Source organism: Bradyrhizobium sp. USDA 223 (genome assembly GCF_044909005.1).
Lineage (GTDB): Bacteria > Pseudomonadota > Alphaproteobacteria > Rhizobiales > Xanthobacteraceae > Bradyrhizobium > Bradyrhizobium yuanmingense.
Genome location: NZ_JBIYDR010000001.1, coordinates 3,609,316 through 3,630,846 on the forward strand (window position 1 = coordinate 3,609,316; position 21,531 = coordinate 3,630,846).

Below are 21,531 nucleotides of genomic sequence, written 5' to 3' on the forward strand. Positions count from 1 at the left end.
ACTCCCTTTGGGTGTCGGACATTCTTCGTAGTGTCGAGAACGACGCGTCGTATACGGCTTCGGCCTCCTATGCGAGCTTGACGTCGGGTTCCGCGCGGCCGCGCGCGGTTGCTTCGAGCAGAAAGGTGCAGCCGGCTTGCGGATCGGCAGCGCGTGCCGCCGGGTCCATATCCTGCCAGGCCGACGTGACGAGCAGGCGCGACAGGTCGGGGCCGACGAAGGCGGAGCAGCTCGCCTGCTTCGCCGGCACACTGAGCGAACGCAGACGCTCGCCTTGCGGCGAGTAGACGTCGATCCGGCTCGCGCCCCAGCACGCATTCCAGATCTGCCCGTCGGCGTCGCATACCGAACCGTCGAGACCGCCGATGCCGCTGTGGCGCAACAGCACCTCGGGCTCGCCACGCGGCAGGCCGGTCGCGGGGTTGAGCGGCACGGCATAGAGCACCGCGCGCGGCGTGTCGGTGAAGTAGCCGGTTGCGCCGTCGGGCGAGAAGCAGATCGAATTGGGAATGCTGATGCCGGGAAACAGCGTCGAGATCTTGCCGCGATGAAGCGCGTAGATCGCGCCCGCCTTCGGCTCGGCTTTCTTGCCCATAGTACCGATCCAGAACGTACCCGATTGATGCACGCGGCAATCGTTTGAGCGCGTCATCGGATTGTCCGCTTCGAGCGGACAGAACAGCGTCATCGCACCATCAGCGAGCTTGCGGATGTAGAGACCATCTTCGGCGACGATCAGCTGCCGCTCGGCGTCGATGCGCCCCAGCGCGCTCGCCATCCGACCGAGCGCGTGGCTGCGGACAGAGCCGGTGCCGAGTTGCGCCTCGAACAGCTTGCCTTCGCGAATGTCGAACCACCAGGCCGTATCCGTGGTCACGTCATAGGTCGGACCTTCGCCGAGATGGCAAGGATGGTCCGAGAGGACAGTCGTCGGCACCTGCTCCATCATAGCGACCTCACCGAAAAGCGATAGACCGTGTGATGGCGATAGACCCCGCCGGGATCGAGGCGCGGGCTCGGGAAATCCGGCCGGTTCGGCGCGTCGGGCCAGATGTGCGGCTCCAGGCACATGGCGTCCGATTGCCGGATCAGCTTGCCGCCCTTGCCGGACATCGTACCGTCGAGATAATTGCCGGAATAGACCTGAAGTCCGGGCTGATCGGTGAGCAGCTCCATGATGCGCCCGGAGCGCGGCGCCTCCAGCCGGGCCGCGAGCGCAAGCTTGCCGTCGCGGCCGAGGCAGTAGGTGTGGTCGTAGCCCCTGCCATTTCGCAATTGCGGATCGCCTTCGCGGATGCACTCGCCCACCGGCCGCGGTTTGCGGAAATCGAACGGCGTGCCGGCCACGCTGCGCGGCGGCTCCGGCAGCGGAATGGCGGTGGGATCGATGGCGAGGAACTGCTCGGCGGCGACCATCAAGCGGTGATCGAGAATGGACGTCTCTGACGTCGCGCCCTCGAGGTTGAAGAAGCTGTGGTTGGTCAAATTGACGATGGTCGGCCGGTCGGTCCGCGCTTCCATCAGCAGCGACAGCTCGGTCGGGCCTGTGATGCGATAGGTCACGCGGACCTCGAGCCTGCCCGGATAATTCTCCTCGCCGTGCGGGCTGACATAGGTGAGCGTCACGGCGGGCTCGGCGCCCTCGTCGATATCAGCGATCTCCCAGAGCTTGCGATCAAAACCCTCGAGCCCGCCGTGCAGCGCATTCGGACCGTTGTTGACGGCAAGCCGCACCGTCTCGCCTTGAAGCGAAAACTGTCCCTTGGCAATGCGGTTGGCATAGCGGCCGACGGTGGCGCCCAGAAACTTTCGTTCGGCGAGATAGCCGGCGAAGGCATCATGGCCAAGCACGACGTCGTCGTATCCGCCGTTGGCATCCGGCGCGATCAGCGCCTGCATCACCGCGCCGTAGCTGATGATGCGCGCCTCGAAGCCGCCCTGCCCGCGCAGCACGACGCGCTCGACCTTGCGGGCGTCGGGCAGGGTCCCGAACACGTCTCTTGTGATTGTTGATGCGGCCATGCTCAATCCACAAACGGTTCGACGATCGTGCGCTTGCCGAGCAGGAAGGCGTCGGCGACGAGACGGAGCGGCGTCAGATCGACGTCACTTGCGCCGGTCGCTGTGAGCGCGACGAAGCGTCGGTAGAGTCCGCGATATTCCTCATCGGGCCCTTCGGCAAGCACCTTGCCGTCGACGGCCATGCGCGCGCCACCGCTGGACAGTGTCAGCCGGCCCTGATCGGTATCGACGAGGATATCCCAGCTCTGCGGCCCGGTCTGGCGGAAGTCGAACTCGGCGGTCACGGGCAGGCCGCTGATATCCGTCAGGTTCAGGTTCGCCGCGATCGGCGCCTGGCAATTGGCTGGAAAGGCCAGCTCGGCCGCGGTGACGAACACGGGCTTCGGCAGAATCCTGGTCAGGATCGACAGCGCATTGATGCCCGGATCGAACACGCCGAGGCCGCCGGGCTCCCAGATCCAGCCCTGTCCGGGATGCCAGACACGCACGTCTTCCTTCCAGCTGATGTGAACGGATTTGATGTGCCGATCAGTGAGCCATTGCCGGGCCGGCTCCACCGCCGGCGCATAGCGCGAATGCCAGGTCGCAAACAATGTCCGCTTCGCACCCGCCGCCATCGTGATCAACGGATCAAGCTCAGCAACGCCGGTGCCCGGCGGCTTCTCCAGCATGACATGCTTGCCGGCGGCGAGCGCCGCCGCGGCCTGGGCCCGCCGCACCTGTGGCGGCGTGCAGAGCGAGACCGCGTCGATCGGCGGCCCCTTCTGAAGCAATTCCTCGACGGTCGCAAAATGCGGTAGCCCCGGCAGCGAGGCGTTGCGGCTCGCCACGGCGGCGAGCGTTCCACCCGGTGTGGCGGCGATCGCCCCCACATGCTGGTCCCGCGCGATCTTGCCGAAGCCGACGATGGCGATGCGAAGGTCTGTCACGCTTGTTCTCCAGTGTCGGCCGACCGCAGCGGCTCGGCCGGGGCGGTCTCGATCACCGTACTGTCATGGCGGCGCATGCCGTTGTGAATGACATAGACCATGGCCTCGGATGCGGCGTGGGCATCGCGCGCGACGATGGCATCGACGATCTTCTGATGCCAGAGCAGCACGGTTTCGCGGTCCTCCGACTCGACCGGAGCGCTGAGCAGGAAAGAGGCGCGCAGCGCTGCTTCAATGACATGCCCGATCGAGCGCATGAACAGATTGCCCGAGGCACGCGCCACGGCCACATGAAGCGCGAGATCGGCATCGGCAAATCCGACCGAGTCGGACGCTTCCTGCCGCATGCGATCCATGCAGCGGCGCAGCTCGCTGATGTCCTGCTCGGATCGCTGCGTTGCCGCCAGCATCGCCGCGCGCGGCTCGACGGCGAGACGGATCTCGGCGAGGTCGTTGAGGAAGCGCTTGTCGATGCCGGCGTCGAGGTGCCACGCCAGCACGTCCGCGTCGAACATGTTCCAGGCGCCGCGCTCGCGCACGACGGTGCCGACCCGCGCCTTGGTGGTGAGCAGGCCCTTGGCGACCAGCGTCTTGACGCTCTCGCGCAGCACCGGCCGCGACACACCGAACATCGCGATCATCTCGGCATCCCCCGGCAGGCGCGTGCCTTCCGCATAGCGGCCGGCGATGATGTCGACGCCGATCGAACGCGCCACCTCCGCATGGTTGGAATGGGCCCGCCGCGTCGGGATGACGACGATCCGCGAGGTCATGACGCCGCTCCCGCATGCTTCGCCACCGGCCGGCGCGCGAGCGCGACCAGCCCCTGCTGGAGGGCGATGAAGGCGAACAGAAGCACGCTCAAGGTGTGGGGGATCAGCAAGAGCATTGGCGCGGTGCAGGAGATCGACTTCACGTTGAGACGGACGTCTCGGCCGCGCGCCAGCCGGATTCCGATCCAATCTGCGAGAAGCCGATCGTGAGCTGGCGGGCGCTGGCCGGCGTCGCGAGCAACAAGGCGGCCATGGTGCTAGCCGCATAGAGAGCTTTAGGGGGCATCAGGCGCGTCTCCCAAGATGTTCTTATCCAGGGCGCCGATTGGTAGCATGGCACCCACAGGCCGGCCTTCGCGCCAGCGGCGGGCATTATTTCACGGAAGTTGAGTTCCGACTAGTCATATTATTTGACTATTTGGAGCAAACTCGGGTGGGCGGCGGCCGGCTAAACTATGACACGCTAAGCGCGATATTGTTCCGCCATTGCAACGAGGAGATGAAAAAAACAGGCTGCGCGACGGAGCCTCAGCTTTCGGCGGGCGAAGGGGCGCCCCGCCCCGCTTGCTGGGGCGAAGGGCGGCAGCGTTAAATCAGCTTCCGCTGCGCCAGGTTCTTCATCAGTGCGCCGATGCCGAACGTCCAGGGCTCGCAATCGTCGCTGGTGCGCATGCGGTTGACGAGCTTGCCGAGCTGAGGCGCTGCGATGGTGACAATGTCGTCGCGCTTGTGCGTAAACCCCTGCCCCGGCGCATCGCGATCCTTGACGGGTGCGAACATGGTGCCGAGGAACAGCACGAAGCCGTCAGGATATTGATGCACCTTGCCGATGGTCTGCGCGACGAGATCGGTCGGATCGCGGCTGATCTTGCTGATCGAGGAATGGCCGTCGAGAACGAAACCGTCCGTGCCCGTGACGTTCAGGCTGATGTCTAGCCTGCGCGCGTCGTCGAGTGTGAAACTGTCGTCGAACAGGCGCAGCAGCGGGCCGATCGAGCAGGACGCGTTGTTGTCCTTGGCCTTCGACAACAGCAGCGCCGAGCGGCCCTCGAAGTCGCGAAGGTTCACGTCGTTGCCGAGCGCGCCGCCAACGATCTTGCCACGACTCGACACGAACAACACGAGCTCGGGCTCGGGATTGTTCCAGGTCGACTTCGGATGCAGGCCGGCATCCATGCCGGTGCCGACCGACGACAAGGTGGGCGCCTTAGTGAAGACCTCGGCATCCGGACCGATGCCGACCTCGAGATATTGGCTCCAGGCGTTCTGATCGATCAGCACCTGTTTCAGGTGCATCGCCTGATCCGAGCCCGGCTTGAGCTTTGACAGATCGTCGCCAATCAGGCGCGTCACTTCTTTCCGGATCGCTTCGGCCGAAGCCGGGTTGCCCTTGGCGCGCTCTTCGATGACGCGTTCCAGCATCGAGATCGCGAAGGTGACGCCGGCGGCCTTCAACGTCTGGAGATCGACGGGCGCGAGCAGCCAGGGCTTTTGGGGATCGCGCCCGTCCGGTGGGGTGTTGGCCACGATCGCCTCGAGATCACCGATGCGCTCGCCCTTGGTGGCGGCAAGCGCCTTGGCGGGATCGTCCGTCTCGCAGAGCGCGCTGATGGTCGGATATTTTGCTGTGACGTCATACACGCCATCACCGCGCACGGCGACGACGGCCGGACCGTTGACCTGCGGCAGCCAGACGCGGCCGACCAGCGTCCCCTTCGTGCCGTCCTCGGGGAGAAGGTCCTTTACAGTCAATGTCGTCATGGCCGCGTCCTCGCTGTTCTAAGGAACGGCCGCATTCGCAGCGGCCGTTCCCGTTAGCGAAGACCAATAAACGTCTGGCGCTGGAAGTCCAGAGCGGCGGTGCGCCGTGCAATTATGCCCCTGCACGCGCCTTTCGCGCCGAAATCTGATGCAGCGCCCAGCGCGCATTCTTGCGGACATCAGGATCAGGATCGTCGGCGATCACGGCCAGGAATGCCTCGCCGTCTGGATGGCCGATCTCGCCTAGCGCGGCGGCGGCCTCTTTGCGCAAATTCGCCTGGTCGTGATTGACGCAATTGCCGATCGGCCGCACCGCGCGTTCGATCTTCATCTTGCCAAGGCTGCGGATCGCCTTCAGCCGCACCTGCCAGAACTCGTCCGCGAGGCAAGCGACGAGCTGATCAGCCGCGATTGCACCATTCACGTTGAGACCCAGCGTCTCCGCGGCCATCTCGCGGACCATCCAGTCGGCATCCTTCAGCGCGCGGGTGATGGTCTCCGCCGCCGGCTTCATCTGCGAAAAGGCCAATGCGCTTACGGCGGCGCGGCGCACATGGGCATCGGGATCGTTGATCAGCGCGGTCAGCGCCGGAATGGATTCCTCCAGCTTGAGGAAGCCGATCACGCCGATCGCCTGCACACGCACGGCGGCGTCAGGGTCCTGGAGCGCTTCCAGCGCGGGTTTGAGTGTATCCCTGCGGCGCAGTTCCTTGAGCGCGCGCAGAGCACCCATGCGGACGAAAGCGTGGGTATGCCTGACCAGCGGCAGGATCGCGTCGGCGCAAGCGGGATCCTTGAATTCAGCCATGCTGTCGGCCGCAGCCGCCGCGACAATCCTCTCGGGATCAACCAACAGCTTCACCAGCGCGCTTGCTGCCTCCGGCCCGTCGAACTCGCCGAGCGCCATCGCGACTTGCTGGCGCACACCGGCATCAGGATCGGTGACCATTTTGGCGAGATGTGCGACCGCGGCGGGATCGCCGGAATGACCGAGTGCAATGATGGCGACGCGGCGTTCGGCGGGATCGGCCGCCTGCAGCCGCTCGTCGGCGTCCTCGAGATCGTCATAGGATTCGAACGGGCTCGACATGATCACCTCAACAGATAGGGAATGTTGACGGTGACGGCGCCGGTCGGACAATCCGCTTCACAGGGCATGCAATACCAGCACTCGTCATAAGCCATGTAGGCCTTGTTGGTCATGTCGCTGATCCGCAGCACGTCGAGCGGGCAGACATCGACGCACACCGTGCAGCCCTTGTCCGCGATGCATTTGGCGTCGTCGACCACCACCGGAACCGACGTCTGATAGGACGCGAGAGGCATGTGATGTCTCCTGTTGGTTATGTTTTAGTGGGTCATGCCGAGGCGCGAATGCGCTGCTTGTCGTAGAGATCCTTCTCGTCGTCCGCGATCGGCACGACATAGGGCTCGACTGCGCGCTTCTCGCTGGTCATCCTGCCGTCCTGCTTGGACAGCAGCGTGTGGCAGAACCAGTTCTCGTTGTCCTTCTCCGGGAAGCCCGTCCGCCAGTGATAGAGACCCCAGCGGCTCTCTTCGCGGTAGAGCGAAGCGTGTGCGGCCATGTCGGCACAGTCCATGATCGACTGCACTTCGAGCGCGCGCAGCAATTCGTGCGCGTTGCGCGCGATCATGCGCTCCTGCATATCCTCACGCGTTTCGGCGAGCCGCCGCATGCCGAGCTCATATTTGCGCGTGACCTTCGGCGGCTGGAGGTAGTCGTTGACCAGGCGGCGGGTCTTGTATTCGATCTGGTTCGGCGGAATGCCGTCCTCGCGCTTGGTCGGCGCCATCACGCGGTCGCGTTCCATGGCGACGTCGGCCGCGTCGAATTCCGCGAAATCATGGTTGTCGGCGAACTCCATCGCGTCGATGCCGGCGACCGAGCCGTTAGTGAAGGCGCCGAGCATGTAATTGTGCGGGACGCTCGCCATGTCGCCGGCGGCATAGAGGCCGGGTACGGTGGTGCGGGCATTGTCGTCGACGAACACGCCTGACGCGCTGTGGCCGGAGCAGAAGCCGATCTCGGAGATATGCATCTCGATGGACTCGCTGCGGTAGTCGACCCCGCGCCCCTGCTGGAACAGGCCGCGCGTCGGGCGCTCAACCTTGTGCAGCGTGGATTCGATCTCGGAAATCGTGTCGGGGTGGAGATGCTTGAGCTGGAGGAACACCGGACCCTTGCCGGAGAGGAGCTCGTTGTAGAACTCCAGCATCATCTGGCCGGACCAGTAGTCGCATTCGATGAAGCGCGAGCCTTCGTTGTTTGCCGTATATGCGCCGAACGGGCCGGCGACATAGGCGCAGGCCGGGCCGTTATAGTCCTTGATCAGCGGGTTGATCTGGAAGCATTCGAGGTTCGCGAGCGCTGCGCCGGCGTGATAGGCCATGGCGTAGCCGTCGCCGGAATTGGCGGCATTCTCGTAGGTGCCGAACATATAGCCGGAGGTCGGCAGGCCGAGGCGACCGGCGGCGCCCATGCAGAGGATCACGGCCTTGGCCTTGATCACCAGCATCTCGGCCGTGCGGGTGTTGACGGAGATTGCACCGGCGATGCGGCCGTCGGTCGACTTGAGCAGCCGCGTCGCCATGTAGCGGTTGGAGATCAGGATGCGGGCGCGGCGGAGCTGGCGGTAGAGCGCCTTCTTCACGGTCTCGCCGTTCGGCATTGGCAGCACATAGGTGCCGATGTGGTGCACCTTCTTGACGGCGTAGTCACCGTTCTCGTTCTTCAGAAAGCGGATGCCGAAGCTGTCCAGTTCCTCGATGATGTTGTAGCAGTTCTGGGCGTACTTGTAGACCGCCTTCTGGTCGACGATGCCGTCATTGGCGATGGTGATTTCCTTGGTGTACTGCTCCGGCGTCGCGTAACCGGGGATGACGGCGTTGTTGAGCCCGTCCATGCCCATCGAGATCGCGCCGGAGCGCTTGACGTTCGCCTTCTCGAGCAGGACGACATTGGCCTTCGGGTTCTTCAGCTTCGCCTTCAGTGCCGCCATCGGGCCGGCCGTGCCGCCGCCGATCACCAGCACATCGCAGGAAACCTCCGAAAGTCCGTCGACGATCTGATCTAGTGCCATCGCTTGCTCCTGGTTCGCCGGTAGCCGGCGCCTTTGCGTCAGATTTGTGCAGGGGGCGTCGCCGCGATAGCAATTAGTTGTCGCTGGGACGCGATTTGTAGCTCAGCGCTCGACGAAGGCTTTTTCGATGACGAAATGGCCGGGCTGGCTATGATTGCCCTCGACGAAGCCGCGCGCCGCGAACATCGCGTGGAGTTCCTCGAGCATCGCCGGGCTGCCGCACAGCATGATGCGGTCCGTTTCGATGTCGAGGCTCGCTTGTCCGATATCCTCGAAGAGCTGGTTCGAGACGATCAGGTCGGTGATGCGGCCGCGATTCCGGAACGGCTCGCGGGTGACGGTCGGGTAGTAGACGAGCTTGTCGCCGATCAAGGGGCCGAAGAATTCGTGATTGCGGAGGCCCTCGACGAGGTGCTCGCCATAGGCGAGTTCCGAGACCTGGCGGCAGCCATGGGCGAGCACGATGGTCTCATAATTCTCATAGACGTCGGGGTCCTTGATCAGGCTGGCGAAGGGCGCCAGGCCCGTTCCGGTTGAGAGCAGCAGCAGGCGTTTTCCCGGAATGAGGTTGCCGGTGATCAGCGTGCCAGTCGCCTTGCGCCCGACCAGAATGATATCGCCTTCCCTGATCTTCTGAAGGCGCGAGGTCAGCGGGCCGTCGTGCACCTTGATCGAGAAGAATTCGAGCGCCTCCTCGTGATTGGCACTGGCCATGCTGTAGGCCCGCATCAACGGCTTACCCCCGACCTCCAGACCAATCATTGCGAACTGGCCGTTCTGGAAGCGGAAACCGGGATCGCGCGTCGCGGTGAAGCTGAACAGGGAATCGGTCCAGTGCCTGACCGACAGAACCGTTTCCTTCTGAAATGCACTCATCGTCTCTCCTAGGTCATCGATGACGCGCAAGGTTTCGCAGCGAGGAGACTCCGGCAATTCGGAAGTGAAATTCCCGGTGGATTAGTTTCACATTTCGCGTGGGTTGCTCGAAGAGCAGGCTCGCGATCCCGCCCGCACCGGCAATTAGTTGCTATTCGTGCGTTCCCGCCTCGACGTAGAATGAAGTCAGAGGTTCCTCATGACGATGACATTGGTGGCACCGACCGTGGCCGGCTACGAAGCCAGCGCCGATCTCGCTTCGCTCCTGGTCCGCACCACGCAGGACGACGCGCTCAGCGTTTCCGCCGAAACACTCCGCCTCTCCTGCAAATGCGCCCATTGCACCCGCGCCCGCTTCGACGGCCGCTTCCCCAAAGCGTTTCCGGGGATTGCGATCACCGACATCGGCGATCTCGGCTATGGGCTGAACATCTCGTTTTCGGATGGGCACAACCGGGGAATATATCCCAAGTCGTATCTGTTGAACCTGGCGGGGCGTTGACCCGGTCTTCGCTGTCATTTTCCCCGCGCGAGGCGACTGCTCCCATCTGGCACAGACATTGCTCCTCTTTAGAACGATTTGAACGTTCGGGAGGCAGGCGATGTTGCAGGCGGCGAATGCGGTGCGCGGGGCTGTTCCCGCAGCGATACGGCCTGCCGGCAGCTCCTCGCTCCTGCTCACCGAGAACCAGCAATGGATCGGCGGTCCACCACCGTTGATGGACAAGCTCTCACCGCGCGAGCGGGAGTTGGTGCTGAAGCAGGGCCGCCGCAAGGTGCTCAACCGCGGCCAGACGCTCTTTAGCCAGGGCGGCAAGCATGACGGCATCTGGCTGATCGAGAGCGGCCGCATCCGTGTGTTCTACACCTCGCCACTCGGACGCGAGATCACGCTGGCCTATTGGCATGTTGGCAACTTCGTCGGCGGTCCCGAAGTGTTCGAAGGCACCGTGCATCAATGGTCCGGCGTTGCCTCCAGTAATTGCAGCGTCGTGCACCTGCCGGGAAAGGAACTGCGGTCCCTTGCTACAGAGATCCCGAACCTCGCGATTGGCCTGATCGAAGGCCTGACGTTCAAGGGCAAATGCTATTCGGCGCTGGCCCAGATGCTGGGGACGCGCTCGATCACGCAGCGTCTCGCCCATCTCTTGCTGCATCTCGTCGAGCTCTACGGCGTCGCGGATGCCGACGGCACCGTGATCGCCGCGGCCTTCACCCACGCCGACATCGCCCACATGGTCGGCGCCACCAGGCAATGGGTCACGATCAGCCTGAAGCGGATGCAGGAGAAGAGAATCGTGCTGACCAAACGCTCGCAGATCGTGGTCTGCCGGACCGACATTCTGGAGGAGATGCGCGGCCAGGCGGGGGATTGAAGGGGGCCCGCGACCATGGCCGGTGCACAGCCAAGCGGCTTTATAATGCAGGACTGCCCAAGGAGTATGCAATCAGCTTTTCCCGGCAACTAATCGACTGCGGCGGCCACTCCGGATTTGCCCTGCCTGCGCCCTCCCCCAATCATGGCACCCACAGCACATCCAACCGAATGAGGATGAGAATGGCCCGCCATCTTCCCACGCTCTCGATCGCGATGTCGTCTCTGGCGCTGCTCGTCTCGCAGCCGGCTTCTGCGGAAACCGTCAAGCTCGGCATCGGAACGCAGGATACCACGACCAACACGGTCACCGCAGGCGTCGTCATCCGCCAATTGCAACTGCTCGAGAAGTACCTGCCGAAGGACGGCAAATACGCCAACATCAAGTTCGAGCTCGAATGGCAGAACTTCACCTCCGGTCCGCCCGTCACCAACGCGATGATGGCGAACAAGCTGCAGATCGGCATGATGGGCGACTATCCGCTCATCGTGAACGGATTCACCTTCGAGAGCAATCCGGAGAGCAAGAGCCGCCTCGTCGGCATCGCCGCCTACAGCCTGTCCGGCTCGGGCAACGGCCTCGTCGTCCACAAGGACTCACCCTATTACGACCTCGCCGATCTCAAGGGTAAGCTCGTCAGCGTGCCTTTCGGCTCCGCCGCGCACGGCATGGTGCTGAAAGCGATGCAGGATCGCGGCTATGCGTCCGATTTCTTCCAGCTCGTCAGCCAGAGCCCGGAGGTCGGCTCGACCAATCTGCAGGAGAAGAAGATCGACGGGCACGCCGATTTCGTCCCCTTCGCCGAGCTGTTGCCGTTCCGCGGCTTCGCGCGAAAGATCTTCGACGGCGTCGAAACGAACCTGCCGACCTTCCATGGCATCGTGGTCCGCACCGACTTCGCCGAAAAATATCCCGAGGTCGTCGTCGCCTATTTCAAGGCGCTAATCGCCGCCAATCAGTGGCTACGCGCGGATCCCAAGCTGGCCGCCGAGAAGATCCAGGAATGGACCGGCATCAACAAGGAGGTCGTCTACATCTTCTTAGGGCCCAGCGGCAATATGACGACCGATCCGACGATCAAGCCGGCGCTGATCGATGCGGCCACGACCGACGTCAAGGTGCTGCAGAATCTCGGCCGCATGAAGGAGTTCGATCCGAAGAAATGGGTCGACGACAAATACATCCGCAAGGCCTATGCTGAAATGAAGCTCGACTACGACGCCCAGCTCGCGAGCACCAACAACTATGAGATCTCGGGCGAGGACAGCTTCTGCAAGAAACCCATCACCGATCCGCGCAAGGCGGGCGAAGTCTGGGTCGACGGTGCAGGCATCATGCCCTTCTCGTCCGCCAGCTGCACGCTCGGCGCCTATGCTGACTACAAGGCCAAGGGCAAGAAGATCAACGTCGCCTACGTCTTCGACACCACGCGCGGCATCAAGCTGTTCGCCGATCAGGCCTTCTTCGCGGTCGGCAATAGCGAGGTCGCCCCGTTCCTGCTGAAGAAGGACGCCGAAGCCTACGCCGCCAAGATCAGCGGCAAGGTGCTCGGCTTCGACGAAGCGATGAAGGCCGCCGTCGGCGGAGGCAAGACGTGAGCAGCCCCGCCCTCGTCAGACAGCCTGAGGACAGCATGCCGGCAACAGCACTTGCTGAGGCGGGCTCCGCGCCCGCCGCCATCATCCGGCCTTCGACGCCGCCTTCCTTCGCCACACTGGGGTTGCGTTGGTACCGGCTCAATCGGGCAGGTCTGCGCGCGGCGGCAATCGGCGTGATTTCGCTGCTCGCCTTTCTGCTGGTCTGGCATCTGCTCACGACCTATCGGGTCGTGTTCTTCGTGCGCTTCACCAACGTGCCCTCGCCGCTCGCGGTCTATGACAGCTTCACAAAGGCGATTCACGATCCTAAATTCCTGATGCACATCCTGCTCAGCTGCCGGCGCATCTTCATCGGATTCTCGCTCGCGGCGATCGTCGGCGTGCCGCTCGGCCTGATCATGGGGCGTTTCAAGCTGGTGCATGAGGTGATTTTCCCGGTCGCCGAAGTGCTGCGGCCGATCCCGGCAATCGCCTGGGTGCCGATGGCGATCATGCTGTGGCCGACTAACGAGCAGAGCATCGTCTACATCACCTTCCTCGGTTCGTTTTTCCCGATTCTCGTCAACACCCTGCACGGAATGTCGCTGGTCGACCCCGTGCTGGTACGCGCCGCACAATGTCTCGGCGCGCGCGAACGCTCGATCTTTCGGGAGGTCTATTTCCCAGCCTCGCTGCCGCACATCTTCACCGGCCTCACCGTCGGCATGGGCGTCGCCTGGGTGTCGCTGATCGCGGCCGAGATGATCTCCGGTCAGTACGGCATCGGTTACTTCACCTGGGAAGCTTATTCGCTGGTCCAATATGCCGACATCGCGCTCGGCATGATCGCAATCGGGGTGCTCGGCCTCGGGTCGAGCCTGCTGATCCGGGGCGCGGGGCAATTGGTGATGCCGTGGAGATCGACATGAGCGAGGTGCTAGCGAACAGCCCAAAAGGCCACATCGAAGTCAAGAACTTCTCCCTCGCCTACGAGACCATCGAGGGCGCGGTGCAGGCTGTCACCGACACGCAGATCCATGTGCGGCCCGGCGAGTTCGTGTCGATCGTCGGCCCGTCCGGCTGCGGAAAGTCGACGCTGCTCAATGCGGTCGCAGGCTTCCTCAAGCCGACGACCGGTGTAGTTACCGTCGACGGCGAGCGGGTAAACGGTCCGAGCGCCGAACGCGGCATGGTGTTTCAGCAATATTCTCTTTTTCCGTGGAAGACCGTGCGCGAGAACGTCGAGTTCGGCCTGAAGATGCGCGGCATGCCGCGCTCGCAGCGCGAACGCGCCGCGCGCACGCTGTTGGGGCTTGCGGGACTCGAAGCGTTCGAAAAGCATTATCCGGAAAAGCTCTCCGGCGGCATGAAGCAGCGCGTCGGAATCGTCCGCGCGCTCGCGACGGGGCCGAAAGTGCTGTTGCTGGACGAGCCCTTCGGCGCGCTCGACGCGCAGACGCGCGTCATCATGCAGCAGATCCTCACCAATATGTGGCAGCGGCTGAAGATCTCGGTGCTGTTCGTCACCCACGACATTGACGAAGCCATCTTCCTGTCCGACCGCGTCTATTGCATGACCGCGCGGCCGGGATCGATCAAGGCGGAGATCCCGATCCCGCTGGAGCGGCCGCGGCAGCAATCGATGATGATGTCGTCGGAATTCTTGGCGCTCCGCCGCGGGCTGATGTCGCTGATCCGCGAAGAGAGCCTGAAGGCGATGGGCGGCGAGATCAACGACTTGGGCATGCAAGGGCTCAACATCGAGTTGCACGGCCACTCGCTCGCGGACGTGATTTAGCAGGTTCGCTCCTGCTTCCCCCACGCTGCCCGGAGGAAGCGACCGCCTCGGGCGGAATGTGACGCGGACTTGAACTCGCCGACCGCTTCCTTTCACGGGCCGGCGCCCTCTTCGCAAGGACCAAGTGGCAATTTGCCGCACGAGGACAGGAAACCTCCCCAAGTCACACAACCTTTGGTTATTCTTGTCCATAGTTACGCTTTTCGTATCTTGCGGGTTGAGGGAATTGCGCCATGGGCAAAATCATTTCCGTTCGCGGCTACGCGAACAACGAGGTCGCTTACGTTGCGTGGAATATCGACGGCAAGATTAAGGATTGTCTCGGCTTCGAAGTCACTCGTGTTTATGTGGACGAAAACGGTGTTGTGAAGCGACGCGCCGATGGCAAGGAAGATCGGGTCAAATGCGCGGCTTGGGTTTCTTTCAAGGGGCAACGCAATCCCCATTGGATCCCGCAGGACACCGGCGTCTGGCCGGTACAGAAGCTCGCCTGGAGGGACCTTACCCTCCGCAAGAAGCGCGACGGTGCGACACGCAGGCCTGACGAGGTTCGGGTGCGTTACGAGATTCGGCCTGTCGGTGACCTGCGCCCCGGCCTCCAACCCGTTCCGCCGAACGGGATCGACTTTGCCGACATCGTCAAGCGGGGCAAGAAGGGCCGCCCGGTGAAAGGTCCCGACGGCAAGCCCGTCAAGATCCGCGTCAAAGCATATGAAGGACCGAAGCGTCCGCTCGGCTATCTCGCGGACGCGGTAGAATCGAATGATATCCATGTCACCAGCAGGCGTGGTCCATTCCGCTCTACCTTCACCAACGGCATCCTGGCTGCGCAGTGGTTGCGCAACGTGCTGCTCGATGACGGCGTCATCAAGCCAAACGAGCTAATAGACAAGCTGGAAAACCCCAATGATCCGCATCGCAAATATCTCGCGGGCGACGTCATCCCGCTGATCCGCGAACTCTTCGACCGCGAGGGAAGGTTCTATCTCGGGCTGTATGAACTGGAAGATCGTGAACTCGAAGACATTCTCGTCGCCAACAAGTCTCGTATACACGTCATCCTATCGAACACGTCGGCGGGAAAGGACAAGAAATGGGATGAGCGCAACAGGCCGGCGCGGAAGCGTCTCATTGATGAAGGTGTCGATGTACAGCACCGGATGTTCAACAATTCCATTCACATCGGCCACAACAAGTTCGTCGTCCACGTCCCGCCGGGAGGCGGAAACCGTTCCGTGCTGACCGGCAGTACCAACTGGACCTCCACCGGCATCGCCGGACAGACGAATAACGCGCTGCTGATCGAGGACGACGCCATCGCCGGGTCATACCTAAACTACTGGAAGCGTATGAAGAAGGATCAACTGAAGCTTCCAAGGCCGTTCGGAAAGGCGATGAAAGACAACCAACAGGGCGACAAGTTCCGGGAGGACAATGCTACACCCGAAGAGATCGACGCAGGGAACGGCACGACACTCCGCGCTTGGTTCTCTCCCAATATGCCACAACGCAAGAAACCGACGTCCAAGACGAAACCGGCCCCTACACCACCCGACCTAACCGATGCCTACAAGTTAATGCGGAGCGCCAAGGAGGCGATTCTATTCCTTGCTTTCTACCCCGGGCAGAAAGGCAAAGACTGCATCATCGGTGAAGTCATCAACATCGGGTTACACGATCGTTCGCTGCTGATCTGTGGTGCCGTTTCGAGCCCGATGGCGATGCCGAACTATGTCGGCAAGAAGAAGGACGAGGATGGTGAAGTCGTGGAAGAAGGCGAATCGCCGGCGACATTTGATGACAAGAACATATCGATAGTTCGCGCCTCACGCATTGACGACCACAATCTGCTCGGCGACTTCGGGGCCGAACAGTTGACGGCCAAGGGAGCCATTGGAGCAATCATCCATGACAAGCTGGCCGTCATTGATCCCCGTCGGGATGACTGTCATGTCATCCTCGGCAGCCACAATCTGGGCTACAAGGCCTCCTATTCAAACGACGAGAACATGCTGATCGTCAGCGGCAACCGCGCTCTGGCTGAGGCTTATGCAGTCCATATCCTCGATGTTTACGACCACTACCGCTTCCGGGCCATCGAGAGCGAGCGCAAACGTAAGGGTAAGAAGGGCTGGTCGGGCTTCCTGGAAACGGACGCCGACTGGCAGGACGGATACGTCGAGCACAAGAAGGGACAACTGATGAGGTATTTTGCGCGCTAGGACCTGTGGACGGCTCTCAGAGGCGTCGCGGCTTCGCCCTCGCGGCAACAACCGTTATCACTTGAACCAGTGCACCAGCGCGATGCTGATCCCCAGCAGCAGGATCAGCGACAGCGTCACGGCCGCCGTCACCCGGCCGCCGACATTGGCGAGCACGCGCACGTCGACGCCAAGGCCGAGGGCGGCCATCGAGACCACCGTCAGAAAGCCCGTGATCGTCGTCACGGGGCCAACCACTGTCGCCGGCACGATCTCCAGCGAGCGCAGGGTCGCAAGCGCAAGGAAGCCGAGGATGAACCAGGGGACCAGGCGGAAGAAGCCGACGCTGGTTTTCTTGGCATCGCTCTGCCAGCGCGAAGCGACCAGCGACAGGCCGACGACGACCGGGCCGAGCATCAGGACACGCATCAGCTTCACCAGCGTGCCGATCTGGGTTGAGACGAGACCTGCCGGCACCGTCGCGGCGAGCACCTGCGGCACCGCGTAGACGGTGAGCCCGGCGAGAATGCCGTACTGCGTTGCGGACAATTGCAGCAGCGGGATCAGCAGCGGCAGGCCCAGCACCATCATCACGCCAAGGATCGCCGTAAAGGAGATCGAGGATGCAATCTCGTCGTTGCTGGCGCCGATGATGGGCGCCACCGCAGCGATCGCGGAATTGCCGCAGATCGAGTTGCCGCAGGCGATCAGGATCGACAGCCGCGTCGACAGGCCGAGTAGCCGGCTGAGGCCGAAGGAGACGCAGAGCGCGACCACGACGACCGCGGCGATGGAGGCGAGCAGCGCAATGCCGGAAGCCGCGATCGCGGCAAAGCTGATGGAGGCCCCGAGCAGCATCACCGCGACTTCCAGCAGTTGCTTGGCGCTGAAGGCGATGCCGGCCTGCCACCGTGGGGCCGGCTTCCAGAAGCTGCGCACCGCCATGCCGAGCAGGATCGCCATGACCAGCGCCTCGACATAGGGGTGCTCGAACATGCCCAGTTCGGCCCGCTCGAGCAGGGCCGACACACCGGCCACGAGAACGCAGAGGAGGATGCCCGGAATCAGCGCCGCAATACGGCCCGCGGCGGTGGCCGGCTTGGAATCGGCCGGGCTGGATGCTTGATTCTGCGACACAAATCTCTCCCGGAGGAGAAAGATTTATACGCAGCGCAATTCAATTGGGGAATATGTTTTCGACATATCAGGACCGAGAGAAGTTCTGTCCTCAGCCCGGAATAAACGGCCTCAGAAGATGAGGTTCTTGGCCAGCGAGGCGACGCGGCTGAAGCCGTCATAGATGCCCGGCTCGAAGAAGGCCGCGCGGGCCAGCACGATGCCCGCGACCAGCGACCAGAACAGGGTGGTGCCGGCGCGCAGCAGGAGCTTGGAGGCACGCGACTTCGGCTGGGTGTCCGTTGCGGACGCCAGTTGCTCGCCGAAGGGCTCAAATCCAGTGCGTTCCATGGCTGCCGATCCACCAGTTTCTGGCGGAAATGTCGTCGTTTCGGCTCCAAACAGCAATGGAAGCGATTGGCGTTTTTGCCCTCGGAAGGGGAAACTCCTTCCTCCTGACAGGACCGCGGCAATAGTTTTCTTCTTTCCGCCTATTTGGACACCGCCGCTCCGGTCACAACGCCTTCACCGCGTCGGGATTCCCCGGGGGCTCGGGAGCACGGCGGCAGCGCCATCTTCCAGTCGGTTGATGGCGCCGCACCGACGATGGCCCATCTCGCTACGCCGCCAGTCCGCTCCCTACCGGCGCAAACTCCAGCCCCAGACTCTCCGCCACCGCCTTGTTCGTCACCCGGCCGCGATGCACGTTGAGCCCATTGCGCAGATGCGGATTCTCCAAGACCGCCGCAAAGCCCTTGTTCGCCAGCATCAGGCCGAACGGCAGCGTCGCGTTGTTCAGGGCCTGGCTCGAGGTCACCGGCACCGCTCCCGGCATGTTGGCGACGCAATAGTGAACGACGCCATCGACCTCGTAGGTCGGCTCCGCGTGGGTGGTCGGGTGCGAGGTCTCAAAGCAGCCGCCCTGGTCGATCGCGACGTCGACCAGCACGGCTCCCGGCCGCATCGATTTCAGCATCGCGCGCGTGACGAGCTTCGGCGCGCTGGCGCCGGGCACCAGCACGGCACCGATCACGACGTCGGCGGCGAACACCTCGTCCTCGACCGCCTCGATGGTGGAGAAACGGGTGCGCACGCGTCCAACAAACAGATCGTCCAGTTCGCGCAAGCGCGGGATCGAGCGGTCGATCACGGTGACTTCGGCACCTAAGCCGGCGGCCATGCGCGCCGCCTGCGTTCCGACCACGCCGCCGCCGAGCACGACGACGCGTGCCGGCTGCACGCCGGGCACGCCGCCGAGCAGCAGGCCGCGGCCGCCGCTGGAACGCTTGAGCGCGGCGCCGGCGGCCTCGACGGCAAGGCGGCCGGCGACTTCGCTCATCGGGGCGAGCAGCGGGAGGTGACCGCTCGCGTCCGTGACGGTTTCATAGGCGATTGCGGTGCAGCCCGAAGCAAGAAGGCCCTTGGCCTGCTCGGGATCCGGTGCAAGATGAAGGTAAGTAAAGAGGATCTGGCCTTCGCGAAGCTGAGCCCATTCGCTCTTCTGCGGCTCCTTCACCTTCACGATCATGTCGGACTTTGCAAAGATCTCGCGAGCGGTCTCGGCGATGGACGCCCCTGCCCGCCGGTACACCTCGTCGGACGCACCGATGCCGCTGCCGGCGCCGCTCTCGACCGTCACCTGGTGCCCGGCGGCAACGTATTCGCGGACCGCACCTGGGGTGAGCCCGACGCGATATTCCTGCAGCTTGATCTCCTTGGGCACTCCGACGCGCATCTTGATCTCCCTCGCCAATGCTTTGATTCCATTGTTGATCGTAGCGAGAGGGTCGGTTTGGTTTCGTGCAAATATCCGCTACCTTGGCGGCGCCCGCGCCGGTTTCCGGCGCGAAATCGTCCTTTGACGCTGGAAACGAAACCTTGGCCCTCGACCGGAAAGACCTCGCCATCCTCGCGGAACTCACCACCAATGCGCGAGCCAGCCACACCGAGCTTGCCAACAAGATCGGCTTGTCGAGCACGGCGCTGGCGCGGCGGCAGAAGGCGCTGGAGGATGACGGCTACATCCAGGCCTACCAGGCCGCGCTCGACCTCGGCCAGTTCGGCCTCACCACCACGGTGCTGGTTCGCATCGCGCTGGAGAGCCAGAGCGACGAGGCACTGAAGGCGTTCGAGGCAGAGGTGACGAAATGTCCCTCCGTCGTGCGCTGCTTCCTGATGTCGGGGACGGACGACTACATCCTGATCGTGCTCGCCCGCGACATCCAGGATTTCGAGCGCATCCACCGCACCGAGCTGTCCCGCCTGCCGCGCGTCGCGCGGGTGCAATCGAGCTTCGCGCTGCGCGAGATCGTCAACCGCGCGGTACCGACTGTGGTGTTCAGCGAGACGAAGCGCTGATCTCGTAAATTCAATCGGGAGAACCGGTCGGGAACCAAGCAACCCGTCATCCGTTGGGCGCTATCGGCCAGCGGCGGCAACGCAGTCTCGCGTTATTTGCACAATTTGCCCGGCTCGGCCTTTCCGCAGGGAAATACACCATGGTCGACCTTACGATCCCCGAACGCATTCCGATCAACCTCGTCGTCAATGGCGAAAGGCGCGCGCTCGAGGTCGTGCCATGGACCACGCTACTGGATGCGCTGCGCGACCGTCTGGAGCTGACCGGCACCAAGAAAGGCTGCGATCACGGCCAATGCGGTGCCTGTACCGTGCTGATAGACGGAAGACGGGTCAATTCCTGTCTGACCCTGGCCGTCATGAGGGATGGCGCCGAGATCACGACTATCGAAGGCTTGGCCAGGGACGGCGCGCTGCATCCCCTGCAACAGGCCTTCATCGACCACGATGCCTTTCAGTGCGGTTATTGCACGCCGGGACAGATTTGCTCTGCCGCAGGCCTGTTGGCCGAAGGCCGTGCGCGCGATGCGGATGAGATCCGGGAGCTGATGAGCGGAAACCTCTGTCGCTGCGGTGCCTACCCCAACATCGTGGCTGCGATCGAGCAGGCAATGAGCCGGTCATGAACAACTTCCAATATTCCCGCGCAAGCGATGTTGCCGACGCCATCCGCCTGCTCGCCGCCGATCCCGGTGCGAAGTTGATCGCCGGCGGCACCAACCTCATCGATCTGATGAAGGAGAACGTCGAACGTCCCTCCCGGCTGATCGACATCTCTCGCCTGCCGCTCCGCGACGTCGAGGAGACAGCGGACGGCGGTCTGCGCATAGGCGCCTTGGTGCCGAACTCAGACCTCGCCTACCACCCGTTGATCGAGCAGCGCTATCCCCTCCTTGCCAGCGCCATCCTGGCCGGCGCCTCAGCGCAACTGCGCAACATGGCCTCGGTCGGCGGCAATCTGATGCAACGAACGCGCTGCCCCTATTTCTATGACACCACGACACCCTGCAACAAGCGAAGCCCCGGCGCGGGCTGCTCGGCCCTCGATGGCCTCAACCGCAACCATGCCATCCTCGGCACCAGCAACTCCTGCATTGCGACCAATCCGTCCGACATGAGCGTGGCGCTGGCCGCGCTCGGCGCGCTCGTGCATATCGCACGCCCCTCGGGGCAGCGCACCATCGCGCTGACGGATTTCCATCGGCTTCCCGAGGACAAGCCTCATCTCGATACCAATCTCGGCAGCGGCGAGATCATTATCGCCATCGAGCTGCCGCCGCACGGCTTTGCCCGGAACTACAGCTATCTGAAGATCCGCGACCGGCTGTCCTACGCCTTTGCTCTGGTCTCGGTCGCGGCCGCGCTCGAATTGGAGGGCAACGCGATCGGCGAAGCGCGCCTTGCGCTTGGTGGCGTGGCCCACAAGCCCTGGCGAAGCCTCGAGGCCGAAGCTGCATTGCGCGGTCAGGCGGCGACACCGGATCATTTCGGGCGCGCCGCCGACCTGCTGCTGCAGGGAGCGACGGCACGCCCCCACAACGGGTTCAAGATCGACCTGGCGCGCCGAGCCGTCGTGCGTGCGCTGATGCAGGCCGCAAGCGCCACGCCGCAATCACAAGCTCACAAAAAGATCGCATGAGGGC

The 21,531-nt window shown here is 63.3% G+C and carries 22 protein-coding genes and 1 pseudogene; 9 read left to right on the forward strand and 14 right to left on the reverse strand.

Features of this window, described 5'->3' with window-relative positions; translation table 11 throughout:
* Positions 1 to 67: 67 nt before the first annotated feature.
* The 11 genes and pseudogenes from ABIA40_RS16710 to ABIA40_RS16760 form a co-directional block, all read right to left on the reverse strand.
* On the reverse strand, positions 68 to 946 hold the full coding sequence (locus ABIA40_RS16710; protein ID WP_271545648.1) for an SMP-30/gluconolactonase/LRE family protein: 879 nt from the start codon (positions 944 to 946) through the stop codon (positions 68 to 70).
* Positions 946 to 2,022 (reverse strand): aldose epimerase family protein, encoded by a 1,077-nt coding sequence (locus tag ABIA40_RS16715; RefSeq protein ID WP_271545132.1) that lies wholly within the window; start codon positions 2,020 to 2,022, stop codon positions 946 to 948. Before ABIA40_RS16715 ends, ABIA40_RS16710 begins: the two co-directional genes overlap by 1 nt.
* 2 nt (positions 2,023 to 2,024) lie before the next feature.
* The gene (locus ABIA40_RS16720) at positions 2,025 to 2,951 is read right to left on the reverse strand and encodes a Gfo/Idh/MocA family protein (protein ID WP_271545133.1); all 927 of its coding nucleotides are present in this window, start codon (positions 2,949 to 2,951) and stop codon (positions 2,025 to 2,027) included.
* Complete coding sequence (locus tag ABIA40_RS16725; protein WP_157282541.1) at positions 2,948 to 3,724, reverse strand: FadR/GntR family transcriptional regulator; 777 nt, start codon at positions 3,722 to 3,724, stop codon at positions 2,948 to 2,950. Before ABIA40_RS16725 ends, ABIA40_RS16720 begins: the two co-directional genes overlap by 4 nt.
* Positions 3,721 to 3,867, reverse strand: a complete 147-nt coding sequence (locus ABIA40_RS16730) for a hypothetical protein (protein ID WP_271545134.1) — start codon at positions 3,865 to 3,867, stop codon at positions 3,721 to 3,723. Before ABIA40_RS16730 ends, ABIA40_RS16725 begins: the two co-directional genes overlap by 4 nt.
* Before the next feature lie 2 nt (positions 3,868 to 3,869).
* A pseudogene (locus ABIA40_RS16735) lies at positions 3,870 to 4,010 on the reverse strand (sugar ABC transporter substrate-binding protein); the annotation flags it as partial.
* Positions 4,011 to 4,312: 302 nt separating this feature from the next.
* Positions 4,313 to 5,485, reverse strand: a complete 1,173-nt coding sequence (locus ABIA40_RS16740) for a fumarylacetoacetate hydrolase family protein (protein ID WP_404542232.1) — start codon at positions 5,483 to 5,485, stop codon at positions 4,313 to 4,315.
* Between the two features lie 112 nt (positions 5,486 to 5,597).
* The gene (locus ABIA40_RS16745; RefSeq protein ID WP_404542234.1) at positions 5,598 to 6,575 is read right to left on the reverse strand and encodes a HEAT repeat domain-containing protein; all 978 of its coding nucleotides are present in this window, start codon (positions 6,573 to 6,575) and stop codon (positions 5,598 to 5,600) included.
* Positions 6,576 to 6,577: 2 nt separating this feature from the next.
* A complete protein-coding gene (locus tag ABIA40_RS16750; RefSeq protein WP_007593252.1) occupies positions 6,578 to 6,811 on the reverse strand; it encodes a ferredoxin family protein in 234 nt (77 codons plus the stop codon).
* A gap of 32 nt (positions 6,812 to 6,843) precedes the next feature.
* Complete coding sequence (locus ABIA40_RS16755; protein WP_404542237.1) at positions 6,844 to 8,586, reverse strand: fumarate reductase/succinate dehydrogenase flavoprotein subunit; 1,743 nt, start codon at positions 8,584 to 8,586, stop codon at positions 6,844 to 6,846.
* Between the two features lie 102 nt (positions 8,587 to 8,688).
* The gene (locus ABIA40_RS16760; protein ID WP_404542240.1) at positions 8,689 to 9,462 is read right to left on the reverse strand and encodes a ferredoxin--NADP reductase; all 774 of its coding nucleotides are present in this window, start codon (positions 9,460 to 9,462) and stop codon (positions 8,689 to 8,691) included.
* A gap of 205 nt (positions 9,463 to 9,667) precedes the next feature.
* On the opposite strand from ABIA40_RS16760, the gene ABIA40_RS16765 reads away from it, so the two are divergent.
* The 6 genes from ABIA40_RS16765 to ABIA40_RS16790 all read left to right on the forward strand — a co-directional run bounded on the left by ABIA40_RS16765 (position 9,668) and on the right by ABIA40_RS16790 (position 16,435).
* Positions 9,668 to 9,964: a gamma-butyrobetaine hydroxylase-like domain-containing protein gene (locus tag ABIA40_RS16765; RefSeq protein WP_404546262.1), complete on the forward strand. Its 297-nt coding sequence runs from the start codon at positions 9,668 to 9,670 to the stop codon at positions 9,962 to 9,964.
* Positions 9,965 to 10,064: 100 nt separating this feature from the next.
* Positions 10,065 to 10,838 (forward strand): Crp/Fnr family transcriptional regulator, encoded by a 774-nt coding sequence (locus tag ABIA40_RS16770; protein WP_404542243.1) that lies wholly within the window; start codon positions 10,065 to 10,067, stop codon positions 10,836 to 10,838.
* A 182-nt stretch (positions 10,839 to 11,020) separates the two neighbouring features.
* The gene (locus ABIA40_RS16775; RefSeq protein WP_404542245.1) at positions 11,021 to 12,436 is read left to right on the forward strand and encodes an ABC transporter substrate-binding protein; all 1,416 of its coding nucleotides are present in this window, start codon (positions 11,021 to 11,023) and stop codon (positions 12,434 to 12,436) included.
* Positions 12,433 to 13,344: an ABC transporter permease gene (locus tag ABIA40_RS16780; protein ID WP_404542247.1), complete on the forward strand. Its 912-nt coding sequence runs from the start codon at positions 12,433 to 12,435 to the stop codon at positions 13,342 to 13,344. The genes ABIA40_RS16775 and ABIA40_RS16780 overlap by 4 nt, the downstream gene beginning before the upstream one ends.
* Positions 13,341 to 14,213 carry an ABC transporter ATP-binding protein gene (locus ABIA40_RS16785; protein ID WP_036005639.1) on the forward strand — a complete coding sequence of 291 codons (873 nt, stop codon included), beginning with the start codon at positions 13,341 to 13,343 and terminating at the stop codon, positions 14,211 to 14,213. Before ABIA40_RS16780 ends, ABIA40_RS16785 begins: the two co-directional genes overlap by 4 nt.
* A 233-nt stretch (positions 14,214 to 14,446) precedes the next feature.
* Positions 14,447 to 16,435 (forward strand): phospholipase D-like domain-containing protein, encoded by a 1,989-nt coding sequence (locus ABIA40_RS16790; protein ID WP_404542250.1) that lies wholly within the window; start codon positions 14,447 to 14,449, stop codon positions 16,433 to 16,435.
* Between the two features lie 57 nt (positions 16,436 to 16,492).
* Here the strand turns inward: ABIA40_RS16790 and ABIA40_RS16795 are convergent, their stop codons facing one another.
* From ABIA40_RS16795 to ald, 3 genes are all read right to left on the reverse strand, one after another.
* A complete protein-coding gene (locus ABIA40_RS16795; protein ID WP_271545143.1) occupies positions 16,493 to 17,551 on the reverse strand; it encodes a YeiH family protein in 1,059 nt (352 codons plus the stop codon).
* 111 nt (positions 17,552 to 17,662) lie between these two features.
* Positions 17,663 to 17,881, reverse strand: a complete 219-nt coding sequence (locus ABIA40_RS16800) for a hypothetical protein (protein ID WP_157282533.1) — start codon at positions 17,879 to 17,881, stop codon at positions 17,663 to 17,665.
* Positions 17,882 to 18,149: 268 nt separating this feature from the next.
* Entirely contained in the window at positions 18,150 to 19,265 is a 1,116-nt protein-coding gene (gene ald / locus ABIA40_RS16805; protein WP_157282532.1) for an alanine dehydrogenase, read from the reverse strand.
* A gap of 143 nt (positions 19,266 to 19,408) precedes the next feature.
* Between ald and ABIA40_RS16810 the strand changes: the two genes are divergently transcribed.
* From ABIA40_RS16810 to ABIA40_RS16820, 3 genes are all read left to right on the forward strand, one after another.
* Positions 19,409 to 19,888, forward strand: a complete 480-nt coding sequence (locus tag ABIA40_RS16810; protein ID WP_198399674.1) for an Lrp/AsnC family transcriptional regulator — start codon at positions 19,409 to 19,411, stop codon at positions 19,886 to 19,888.
* Positions 19,889 to 20,028: 140 nt separating this feature from the next.
* Positions 20,029 to 20,514 carry a (2Fe-2S)-binding protein gene (locus ABIA40_RS16815; RefSeq protein ID WP_404542253.1) on the forward strand — a complete coding sequence of 162 codons (486 nt, stop codon included), beginning with the start codon at positions 20,029 to 20,031 and terminating at the stop codon, positions 20,512 to 20,514.
* Complete coding sequence (locus ABIA40_RS16820) at positions 20,511 to 21,527, forward strand: FAD binding domain-containing protein (protein WP_404542255.1); 1,017 nt, start codon at positions 20,511 to 20,513, stop codon at positions 21,525 to 21,527. The genes ABIA40_RS16815 and ABIA40_RS16820 overlap by 4 nt, the downstream gene beginning before the upstream one ends.
* The last annotated feature ends 4 nt before the right edge of the window (positions 21,528 to 21,531 follow it).